This window comes from Paenibacillus sp. J31R120, from assembly GCF_056269225.1.
Genome location: NZ_JBWDNN010000007.1, coordinates 159,720 through 171,504 on the forward strand (window position 1 = coordinate 159,720; position 11,785 = coordinate 171,504).

The 11,785-nt window shown below is 42.1% G+C and carries 8 protein-coding genes and 1 pseudogene; 4 read left to right on the top strand and 5 right to left on the bottom strand.

Features of this window, described 5'->3' with window-relative positions:
* Positions 1–173: 173 nt before the first annotated feature.
* On the bottom strand, positions 174–1,436 hold the full coding sequence (locus tag AC0YNW_RS22590) for an MFS transporter (RefSeq protein WP_475833873.1): 1,263 nt from the start codon (positions 1,434–1,436) through the stop codon (positions 174–176).
* Positions 1,437–1,567: 131 nt separating this feature from the next.
* Here AC0YNW_RS22590 and AC0YNW_RS22595 point away from each other — a divergent pair, with 131 nt between their 5' ends.
* Positions 1,568–2,176 carry a TetR/AcrR family transcriptional regulator gene (locus AC0YNW_RS22595; RefSeq protein ID WP_475833874.1) on the top strand — a complete coding sequence of 203 codons (609 nt, stop codon included), beginning with the start codon at positions 1,568–1,570 and terminating at the stop codon, positions 2,174–2,176.
* A 200-nt stretch (positions 2,177–2,376) separates the two neighbouring features.
* On the opposite strand, the gene AC0YNW_RS22600 is transcribed toward AC0YNW_RS22595, so the two are convergent.
* On the bottom strand, positions 2,377–3,057 hold the full coding sequence (locus AC0YNW_RS22600) for a TetR/AcrR family transcriptional regulator (protein ID WP_387477111.1): 681 nt from the start codon (positions 3,055–3,057) through the stop codon (positions 2,377–2,379).
* 129 nt (positions 3,058–3,186) lie between these two features.
* Between AC0YNW_RS22600 and AC0YNW_RS22605 the strand changes: the two genes are divergently transcribed.
* Entirely contained in the window at positions 3,187–4,533 is a 1,347-nt protein-coding gene (locus AC0YNW_RS22605; RefSeq protein ID WP_475833875.1) for an MATE family efflux transporter, read from the top strand.
* A 113-nt stretch (positions 4,534–4,646) separates the two neighbouring features.
* Here AC0YNW_RS22605 and AC0YNW_RS22610 read toward each other — a convergent pair whose 3' ends face one another.
* Positions 4,647–6,770, bottom strand: coding sequence for a diguanylate cyclase (locus AC0YNW_RS22610; protein ID WP_475833876.1), 2,124 nt, complete (start codon positions 6,768–6,770; stop codon positions 4,647–4,649).
* A gap of 350 nt (positions 6,771–7,120) precedes the next feature.
* On the opposite strand from AC0YNW_RS22610, the gene AC0YNW_RS22615 reads away from it, so the two are divergent.
* A complete protein-coding gene (locus AC0YNW_RS22615; protein ID WP_475833877.1) occupies positions 7,121–8,230 on the top strand; it encodes a PRK06851 family protein in 1,110 nt (369 codons plus the stop codon).
* A 103-nt stretch (positions 8,231–8,333) separates the two neighbouring features.
* On the opposite strand, the gene AC0YNW_RS22620 is transcribed toward AC0YNW_RS22615, so the two are convergent.
* Together AC0YNW_RS22620 and AC0YNW_RS22625 are read right to left on the bottom strand one after the other, a co-directional pair.
* On the bottom strand, positions 8,334–9,032 hold the full coding sequence (locus AC0YNW_RS22620; protein WP_475833878.1) for a DUF4386 domain-containing protein: 699 nt from the start codon (positions 9,030–9,032) through the stop codon (positions 8,334–8,336).
* Between the two features lie 159 nt (positions 9,033–9,191).
* Positions 9,192–9,308: pseudogene (locus AC0YNW_RS22625) on the bottom strand (helix-turn-helix transcriptional regulator); the annotation flags it as partial.
* 187 nt (positions 9,309–9,495) lie between these two features.
* On the opposite strand from AC0YNW_RS22625, the gene AC0YNW_RS22630 reads away from it, so the two are divergent.
* On the top strand, positions 9,496–11,784 hold the full coding sequence (locus AC0YNW_RS22630) for a sensor domain-containing protein (protein ID WP_475833879.1): 2,289 nt from the start codon (positions 9,496–9,498) through the stop codon (positions 11,782–11,784).
* The last annotated feature ends 1 nt before the right edge of the window (position 11,785 follow it).

Genomic DNA, 11,785 nt, shown 5'->3' on the forward strand with positions numbered 1-11,785 from the left:
AGAACTTATCACATGCCGCAGCACATAGTTGACCATGACGGCTGTGGTTTACAGTTCAAATTCAAAGACCCCGACGGAAGCAAGTTTAATGTGTGGCAAGATCCTGCATCAGCATAAAACGATGGCAAGCTCTTCCCCTTTTAGGTGGAGCTTTTCTTTTCTCATACACTAAGTTAAAGAGCCCCGCTTGCTGCAGCCTTCTTATTTTGAATGCTAATACCCCTTCTATGTGTCATGAATAATACGAAGTATCCCAGCGTGACAAGGATACAAATTATGATGTCAACAAGGATCAAATTCTGATAACTTCGGAAATAATCGAAGGAAAAACCTCCGATTAATGCACCCGCAATGCCACCGCCCTGGTGAAAGAACAGTAATATCCCGGCATGTTTTCCTTTTCCGTTGGCAAATTCATTGATGACAAGGATTCCCCCCGGCACTGCGCTTAAGTAGGTAATTCCGAACGCTATCGCAAAAACAATAGGTGAACTTCCCAGGTGCATAAAGAGGAAAGCAAAGCCCAGTATACGTATGCCATACAAAATAGACATCATTACCAACTTATTGTATCGGTCCAGAAAATAACCGCAAAGGAGTGAACCCGTAATTTCCATAATGCCAAGTATGCTCATGGATAACGCGATCATGCTTGGAGACACTTCTGCCAGTTGATGTATGGCTACTAAATTCATTTCGACGGAGCCCATATTGACTCCACAGGTGAAAAGCGCAAATGCGACCACAACAAAGATAGGAAGATGAATGAATGTCTTGGAGGATGGAGTTAAAGTAAGAGGCGTATCAGGCTCTTCAACTTCTATTGCATGATCCGATTGGGGATTCCCCATATCTTTCTGTTGCTGGCTCTTGATTCCCACCCAAATTACAGGCAATGTCACAACAATGCCTAAGGCAAAAGAAGCTATAAAAGCATCCTTCCAAGTCAGCCATCCAACGGATACGAAAATTGGCGTAATAATCGTTAACCCTACAGAAGATGCGCTCGCCAACAGCGACATTGCTTTAGCCCGGTGATGCCTAAACCATTCTAACATCAATAAATAGCTCGTCGTTGCCCCAATGCCAGCTAATCCAGAGATAACGCCATATCCAATAAAAAAGACGATAGGATTGTTCCCTAACAAGACAACGCCAGTGCCCATAGTACTCAAGATTGCACTTAAAAAGAGCACCTCCTTTGTTCCGTAACGATCGACAAGCCAGCCTCCCAGAAGTGCGCATATAGCTGTTATTAATAAGTTGGTTGACCATGCCATTGAAATAAATCCCCTGCTAATGAGTAAATCCTCCGATATTTGCACCTGAAAAAAAGCCATGCTAAATCGGGTCAATGCGCCAATAAATCCAACAATCCAGAGAGACCCCAATCCAATCCAAGCATGCCTGGATTCCTTAAACCATGTCGCGCCCACTCTTATCCCCCTTGTCACTCAAAAAAAAGATACCGATCGGTATCTTTAATATTAACTACAGATGCATTGCTTTGCAAGGGTGGAAATTCATTTGTTATACTACGTGTGTACAAATACCGTTAAATAGGGGGATGATGATGGAGAAAGGCGAAAAAACTCGTGAGTTTATTATTGCTAAGGCCGCTGAGCTTTTTAACCAGAAAGGATATTCGGGTTCATCCTTATCCGATATAACAGAGTTGACAGGCATCAAAAAAGGCGGCATCTACCGCCATTTTTCCAGTAAAGACGAAATTGCGTATGAAGCCTTTAGCTATGCCGGCCATGTTGTAGGGGCCCAGCTTGCCCATGCAATCAGTCAACAAGAAACGGCCTCCGGCAAGCTGCTGGCATACTTGCGCGTATACGAGAAAGTAGTGGAAGCGCCGCCCTTCATTGGAGGTTGCCCGCTCCTCAACACAGCTATTGATAGCGACGACAGTCATCCAGGCTTACGTGAAAGAGCCAAGCAAGCGCTAATAGACACGCTGCAATCTCTAAAGAAAATCATTTCCCAAGGCTTGCAAAGCGGCGAGTTTAAAGCAGACCTCGATATAGAGGCACTGGCTACCTTCTCCCTTTCCATCATGGAGGGCGGTATCATGATGAGCAAACTCGAAGGCAATAATCGGCATATGCGGATGAATATCAAGAGCTTTGCTGCTTATCTAGAAAATGTGTGCCTCCGTGAGCCTCGTTAGTTACTTCCCTGATAAGTCCTGCCCTACACTATGACGGCTGCATTTATTATTTGCAATTTGTCCTTGTCCATTCGCCGCTAAATGTACGTTACCAATAACAAAAGCCCTCAGAGTAATGAAGGGCTTTTGAGCAAGCTTCTATTTTTAGAGCAGCATTCTTGTCACAACAAAAATTTTCGACTGCTTATGATACGGTTCAGCTACTTCTCTTGCTCCTTTATTACCTGCTCAATCCCCGACAGAATCAGCTTGAGGCCAAACTCAAACGCCCCATCGGTTCCCATCAGCTCGAACAAGCCATTATTGAACATCCTCCGGAACAAGCCCGCTTCCGCCTCGCTCATGGAGTCCAGAAGGCGGATCATCTCGTCACCCGGAAGCACGCCCTGTTCCTTAAGGATAGTGGATACATTGCGCTGATGCTGATAATCGTCCAGTACAAAGTAGAAGACATAATTCAAAAGCGTAAGAACGGCTTGAAATTTCTGATCCTGCTCAAGAGGCGTCGATTCCACACAGAGCAGCGTACGGTTGGTGAACCGGATATAATCCGGCTCGTGAGGCAGCGTCATCATCATAAGCTGCGTGGAGCAGGGGTATCGGCAAAGCACGCTCCGTACCGTCTCCGCAAGCCCTGCCAGCTGCTCTTTCCAGTCCCCATCAGAGTGGAACTCCTCCAGAATGATTTTCGATACCTGGTTGGCCAGACGCTGGTAGAGATCTTGCTTGCTCTTGAAGTACCAATACAGAGAAGGAGCCTGAATCCCCAGCCGGTCGGCCAATCGTCTCATACTGAATTTCTCTATGCCTTCCTCCCCTAGAAGCTCCCAAGAGGCTTCCAGAATCATGTCCTCCGAAATTTGAGGCTGCTGTTTCTTCATCCATATCCGCCCTTTATCTAACAGTGTAAGATTGTTCTTTACAGGTTCATAACTTCATGATATCATCTAACACTGTAAGGTTCAATCTAACACTGTTAGGTAAACAAAATGAAGAAAGAAGTGACCCGTATGGATGCAGAAAACCTTCATTACTTTGAAAAAGCACCGGTCGCAAAAGCCGTAGCTCACTTCGCTGTACCGATGATGTTAGGCACGTCAATGAGTGTCATCTACTCCATCTTGAATGCCTATTTTCTCGGAACGCTCCACAATACTGCCATGTTAACCGCGCTCGCACTAACTTTGCCGTTATTCGCGATTATTATGGCGCTTGGCAACTTGATTGGAATCGGTAGCGGTACATTCATCTCTCGTTTGCTAGGAGAGAAAAAATATGACGATGTCAAACATGTGTCTTCATTCGCATTCTACAGCAGCTTAGTTCTCGGTCTTATCGTGATCGCCGTCGGCCTCCCGTTGATCGATTCAATCGTTCACGGCTTAGGTGCAACGTCTGAATCCTTCGGATTCACGAAGGACTATGTCACGGTTATGCTGTTGGGCTCGCCATTCGTCGTATTATTCTTCACGCTGGAGAATATCGTTCGCTCGGAGGGGGCAGCAATGACGTCGATGATCGGTATGCTTCTCAGCGTTGTCGTGAATATTATACTCGATGCGCTTGTCATCTTCGTCTTCCATTGGAGCGTAATCGGCGTTGCGTCCGCTACGGTCATTTCTAACCTGGTTGCGAGTGTCTTCTACGCCTTCCATATGAAACATAAAAGCCAATTCTTAACCGTCTCCTTCAAATGGTTCAAGGCAACCAAGGACATTCTGGTCAATGTATTCAAAATCGGAGTTCCTGTCTTTGTCATGAGTGTCTTCTTGGGTGCCATGTCGCTCATCCTCAACCATTTTCTTATTGAATATGGGGATCAGGCCGTAGCGGCTTACGGAATTTCATCACGGTTACTGCAATTTCCAGAGTTTATTCTCATGGGCTTATGCGAGGGAGTCGTGCCGTTGATCGCTTTCTCTTTTACAGCGAATAAATTACGCATGAAGAATACCATTGGATTTACAATCAAAGCGATTTTGGCATTAGCAGTCGTGTTTGGCATCATCGTCTATTTGGTTTCCGACCACTTGATTGGTTTATTTACAACGGACCCGCAATTAATTGAAATGGGCAGCTACATTCTACATGTGACATTCTTATCCTTGTTCATTACAGGATTGACTACCTTGTTTATCGGGATCTTCCAAGCAACAGGGCAAGGCACTGCCGCATTTGTGATGTCAATTATTCAAGGAATGACCCTGATTCCTGTGTTGTTTATCGCCAATCAGACGAACGGCTTCCACGGGGTGGTCTGGTCGCTCGTCATTGCGGATGCCGTCGCATTCCTTGTTGGCGCAATCATGCTGTATGTTTTGCGGAACAAATTGCAGCCTGCAGAATTACTGGCCTAAACTTACTTCAAATAACAAAGAAACGAAGCGAACGTTCAATTCCTTCGAAATCAGATAAACTAAAAACGAAAACCACCAATATCCTTCTGAAAAGGTGTTGGTGGCTTTTCGTTTCACAAAAAATCTTGATGATATACACATACGTTATTTTTACCTGAATTTTTAGCTTTGAATAGTTCTTTATCCGCATAATTGATCATTTGCTCTACGGTATGCTTCTTTGTATTAAGGTTGGCTCCCCCTATACTTACGGTAATAGGAATGGGTATCCCTGGAGCTGAGATTATAGCTGCCTTCTCCACGTTTAATCGAATACTCTCTGCTTTTTGAATACATTGCTCTAATGTTTCATCGGGGATTGCCACCATAAACTCTTCCCCGCCATATCTGCCTACCTTATCCTTTTCACCTATACTAGCTTGAATCAGATCTGCCACACGCTCCAGCACCCGATCTCCTTCCTGGTGCCCGTACACATCATTGATTCTCTTAAAATTATCCACATCAATCATCAGGATACATAGTGCTTTTTCTGCGTTATTGCTTTCTTTAAGTTGCTCGTACATTTGGATTGTTTCTTCGAACAACTCTTTTCGATTAAAGACTTTGGTTAATGCATCATACTTGGATGCATATTCAACCTCCATATACAATCGGGCATTCTCTAACCCAATCCCCAGATAATTAGACAGAGTCTTTAACGTACTCAAGTCCTTTAAGTTAAAAGAATCTTTCTTATAAGCTTGAGTACTTATCACCCCTATTACCTTATCTTTCATAATAATAGGTACAAATATAAGCGAATAAGGTATTGTCTCTACTACATACTCCTTCTTCTTCCTTACCTTCTCTAAGTATTCCTTGAAATCTTCAAAATAACGGCTATATTCCTTTTCCGTATCCTTAATAAAGATATCCTGCTTATGTTTGACACTATATGCCCAGAAGCTATCCTCTAATATCGACTTAGGCCCTACGACCAAACGTTGCCCCTTTTCGATAGACAACTCATTGTGAAGAATCCCTTCCTCTTCGTTATAAATGCCAATTTGAATAATATCCGCTTGGATCAAATCCTGTATTTCCTTAGCAACAATATTAAAGATACTTTTCTTGTCCAAGTTAGACAGGATATTTTGACCCACACCATTCAATGCTTCAGTCTGATTATAGAGAAACTTGTAGATCTTCCCCTCTTCCTCTTCTCTTTTTCGATTCAGCATCTCCATACTCTCCGCACTGCGAATAGCCTGCATTTGTTTTTCTAATTCCAAATGTTTTTCTAAATACGCATAGGCCTGTTCATAATTTCCCAGCCCTTTGAGGGCTTTGCTCATATTCCAATACACTTTATTTAAATTTCTTGTAGATTTGGCTTTTTCTATCCCCTCTTCGACTTGTTGCAGCTTAGCAACAGTCTCCTTATATCGGCCTTGTACCAAATCCAGCTCTGCCCAGTACAACAGCGCATCTTGAAGATAGAGCTGCGCTCCTCCCGCTTTCGCCATTTCGACACTCTTGACGAAATATTGTTCTGCTGTATCGTAGCACCCTTTGGTCGCGTAAATATGAGCCATTTCTTTTAATACATTGGGCACCATTTTGGGAATGTATTCTTCTGCTAGCTTAAGCGCCTTCGTGATATACACGATTGCCTGATCTGGATCGCCCAAATGGTTGCAACATTCAGCTTGATTCGTGTAACAAGCCACTTTAAACGCATTACTATAAACACGAGGTATGTTGACGATCTGGTCTAATAGCTCTTTGGCCTTTTCATACTCATCGATTTCCATATACAGCGCTGCAAGGTTCCCTTTGATTTGCGTGAGTCGCTCATAGTTACCCACTTTTTCGGCAAGCTCTATCCCTTCCATACCATGCTCAATGGCTTGGGAAAGCTTTTGTTGTACCGAATAACCGCTTACAAAAGCACTGCAAGTCGCCAATTGGCCATCAATATTGTTATTTTCTTTGAAAATATAGTAAGCCTCTTCATAAAGAGTGGTCGCCGATTTAAAGTCTGTGGAATCAAAGGATAACCAGCCTTTATTATAAAGAATCCATGGGTAAGCACAGGTTAACATATTATGTTCTCTTACAAATTGAGTAGCTGCTTCATAGGCTTCTATCGCGGCTTTAGAATCAGCTCCTCTTAATTTTTCACATATTTTGATGATGTAATTTTCATCATCCTTTAACTTGCCCAGTTCTTTGTTTAACTCCTCCAGCAGCATTTTCATTATTCACCTAGTTTCTCAATTGTAATTAATCTTGAAATCTTAATAGGCAGCTTTACTCATTGGGAGCAGCGAGGAGTTATGAATAATTAGATGGCATTAAATATCATTCATTCACTTAATTCCCTCTATTATAATGAATAATTGGGAAGTGTTGTAGTGTTTTCCTATAGGAGTGAAAGACATTTTTGCCGGGCATCATTGGGGGCTTACAACACAAATAGCGAAAAACATGGGCGAGGACGAACACCACTTTTTACAATGCGGAATATACAAATGAATAGGCATTTATCCCAATCATGCTTATTCTGTTGGGAACCGGAATAGGCACAAAGGAGTGTTTCAAGTTGGCAGTAAAATCATCTCACTATTTTGCCCAGGGCAACACTGCGCGCGGAGCTCATTTCTTGTATACATCCGCATTTAATGGTCTGAACCAGATATTCGTCCTTACAGGGCCCCAAGGTACGGGCAAATCGACGGTCATTCAAAGCTTGGCGGATAACCTGCTGGATAAAGGCTTGCATGTGCAATGCTTTCACTCCCCTCTCCGTCCCGACGAACTGGATGGCGTCATTTTAACGGAATTGAAGGTTGGTATTGTCGACGGGCGAGTCTGCAAGGGAATTTCGGAAAGCGGGGCCGGGGAAATCGTATCTGTCCAGTTCGAGGAAGCGGTTAATAACAGCCTTATTTCACCCGAACACAACATAACGATAGAAGCTCTTAGAGGCAAGCTTGAGAGAGCCTATTCTGAAGCGTATGAAACGTTCGCAGCGGCATTGCGGATTCATGACGAGTGGGAAACGTTTTATATCGATAATATGGATTTCTCAAAGGCTGACCAGATAGCGCAGGATTTGACTCAACAATTATACGCCGGTCATGAAAGCGATACGCCCACCGATTCGCGTCACTTGTTTTTTGGAGCTGCGACTCCAAGGGGGGCATTCGATTTTATTCAAAGCTTAACCGCTGGGCTGAAAAGACGGATTTTCATCAAAGGAAGGGCGGGATCTGGCAAATCGACTTTGCTGAAAAAGCTTGCCTCCGCTGCCGAGACGAAAGGAATCGAAGTTCAAGTGTTTCATTGCGGCTTTGATCCGAACAGTCTGGATATGCTGATATTCCCGCAGCTTGGAACAGCTATCTTCGACAGTACAGCTCCGCATGAATACTTTCCAGATCGGGACGGGGATGAGATTCTGGATATGTATACCCTGGCTATAGCTCCTGGGACAGACGAAGCTCATGCTGCAGCGATCGCCGACATCAAAGCACGCTATTCGGCAAAAATGAAAGAGGCTACCTCCCATCTGGCGGAAGCCGAAGCTATCGATTCTCAAATTAAGGCCTACTATGTTGCGGCCACAGATTTTTCGATCGTAGAGAAGCTCCATCTGCAATTACAGTCCGAATTGAATGAACGGATCGGCTCCATTCAGCTTTCAAAATAAAGATACAACCCAAAAGCGTCGGGGCTCAGCCGTCTAAAGCAAGCTGAGCCCCGTATGGGATTGAATCAACAAACGGCGTAAACGATGGCTTTCATCGTCCGAACTATCCATCTTTGTTTGGATTGATATTAATGGAATTGAACCCCCTGAAGATCAAATATACAGCAAGAATCAGCTCACAAAAAGCGATGGGTGCGTTTAAAATAAAGTAGACCGGACTCACTAATTTTATGATATTCAACATCAATAATAATGTAGCCACGAGAGTAAAGGCAGAGCCTATCATCCCCCCTATCGATAACCAGCGTGGAACCAGCCTGATTTGATATAGGCAATAGTAGAGAATCAAGCCGCCAATACTCCAGGGCAATATCATTCCAATATGATTCAGAATGTCTCTGCCTTGTCTGAGCAATTCAGCTATGAGTTCAACATACGATGAGTCGGCTTGGCCTGCAGCTGCAAAATGGTGACTTAACCATAATAAAAGAAGCAGGGACCCTATACCAACAAAAAGAAATCCCGCTCCGATCAACCTGAAACCGAAATAACCCGCCGCCAAACCTTTACTGTATGTCTTAACGATTGGATATAATACAACTGCGATACTGGCATATACTACGGCCATTGCCGCTTGAAAAAAAGTTGCAACTAAAACCTGCGCTTCAATCTCTGACAATTTTTCTAGATAATCCGGTTGTTCCAACGCAGGAACAGAACTAAGGATTCCAAAGACAAAGCTGGATATGAACAGCAGCCCCAGCAAGACCGCCGTTTTTCTGTTTGATTTTATGATGATCACTCCTTTCCTCCAGAATCTTCTCAAAAGAGTGCCTTTGATGATGAGTTTAGTATATTTGCCGCAAAGGATGGCCGTGTAGATACTTAAGTATGTTTTGAAATAAAAAAAGATCCTCAGCAGCGTTTTTAGGCATTGCTTGAGACCGGAACAGACTGCAGATCAAATCAGCCCGAGCTCTCTGGCACGGGCGATCGCTTCGGTCCGCCTTTTCACCTGCAATTTATCAAAAATGTTGCGATTGTATCCCTTCACTGTACTTAAAGCAAGGAAAAGCCGAAATAGCGGGCACTCCGGCTAATAGCCGAGGGGCTCATTTATCACAAGAGTCCATAAATTCGGATTTCAGTTTTGCAGGGTAAAGTCTCCTTTTGTCGAATAATAGTGAGGATAATGATTAGAAAAGCTTATAATTTCCGAAAAATAGTTTTGCTAATATAAAAAGCAATTGGGGGGTGATTATTTAATGATACAACCGACCGATGAACAGGACTATATTACTCAGTCTAAGCGAAAATGTGTCGAAGCAGGAATGGATCCAAATGAAATTAGAAAACCGAAACGCTCTATGTCAGAGCAAGAATTGCTGGAAAAAAGAAACACGTACAGTGAGATTTTATCCGTTGTTGATTTTTTCTCAAAAAAGATTTTAAACTCGTTAAGCGGAACGCCTGTACTTATTGTCATATCTGATGCAAATGGATATTTGCTGCATATGGTTGGCGATGAAACCATTAGAAATACAATTCAACAATTAGGTATAGAAGTTGGCGCACAATTTACTCAAGAAGATATGGGCACGAATGTGATCAGCTTATCTCTTCAACAAAGTCATCCTGTTCAGCTTGTAGGTTCAAATCATTACCATAAGGTTCTTCATGACACAGCATGCTATGGAGTGGCCTTTCATTATACAGATAACAACGATTTGCTCGGAAGTATATGTATTATGACAGCAACGGAGTTGCATAACCCCTTTTTCTTAACCATGTTGTCTACAGTAGTTGACTCTATTGAGAGAGAGCTATTACTTAGGAAACAGAATAGAAAGCTAAATATGTTAAATCAGATTATGGTTAATAAAAATAGAAATGGCATTATCATTACCAATGCCGATGGTATCATTACTTCAGTAAACGATTTTGTGGTCAACTCCTTCGGTATTCTCAAAGACGCCAACATCATGGATAGAAGTCTGCAGAACCCGGAATGTCTAATAAGTAACCATATGAAACAAGTTATACAAAACAAATCTTGTTTTGATAATGTGCAAATGATTTTAATAACCGTAGATCATCAAAAAGTAGTTTGTTTATTCGACGCTCAACCCATCTATGATGAAACCAGCAGCTTTATTGGTGCATACTCTCAGCTTAGAGATATTACGGAACGTTATTTAAATGAAGAACGGCACAATTATTTGGCCTATCATGATGAATTGACATCCTTGCCAAATAGACGCTCTCTTCATGAAACATTAAATAATCTTATTTCATCCTCTCTAACCTCTGGAGAAAATATTGATCTGGTACTCATGTTCTTGGACTTAGACCACTTTAAAACCATTAATGATGCTTTTGGACATTCCAATGGCGATATTCTGTTAAAGCAAGTTTCCGCTAGGCTGGCACAATTTTTGGGGGACACAGGGAAAGTATTCAGAATGGGCGGAGATGAATTTATTTTCCTATTCCATGGCCTAAGTGAGCGCACAGAGGTCATTCAAACAGGCAAGAAAATTAATGACTTATTCAACACCCCCTTTACCATTAACGGTTCCAAGTTCCATGTAACTTCGAGTATCGGTATAGCCATCTATCCCAATGATGGGACTGACGCTGAAACATTCATGGTATATGCTGATAATGCAATGTATAAGTCGAAATCATTGGGAAGAAATAATTATACCTTATTCGATTCAAATATGAAGTCCCATTCAAATGAAAAAAATAAATTGTCATTGGAGCTTGCATTAAGAGAGGCTTTGGAAAATAAAGAATTTATGGTGTACTATCAACCGCAGGTTGACTTAATTCATAAGAACATTATTGGCTTGGAAGCCCTTCTAAGATGGAATAGTCCGGAATATGGCATTGTAGCGCCTGATACATTTATACCCATCCTAGAAGAAAACGGATTAATCTCTCAAGTTGGTGAATGGGTATTAAGTGAGGTTTGTGTTCAAAGGAAACGTTGGATTGAAATGGGGTTTCCTAAGCTTAGAGTAGCCATTAATCTTTCTTCTCAGCAATTTTTAAAGGATAACTTGGTTGAAGTCATTTCCAAAACTTTAATGGAAACAGGAATGGATCCGAATTATTTGGAGCTGGAAATTACAGAGACGATGACCATGGATGTTGAGCGTGCGATAAACGTTTTAGGTCAATTAAACGCTTTGGGAGTAAGGATTAGCATTGATGATTTCGGGACTGGATACAGCTCCTTGAATTATTTAAAGAAATTCCCTATCCATACTTTAAAAATTGACAAATCCTTTGTCAGAGATATCATGTTAGATCAAAATGATTTAAATATTGTCAGTACCATTATTTCGATGGCACATAATTTAAATTTGGATGTTGTAGCAGAAGGAGTAGAAACAAAAGATCAACTCATGTTTTTACAAACGAAAAAATGCGATGTTGTTCAAGGCTATTATTTTAGCAAGCCTCTTTCTGTCGATGAATTTGAAAAATCGTTTTATCAACTAAACGACGAAATAGAAATCAAATCGTCAAACGGAATAGGTGGTTAAC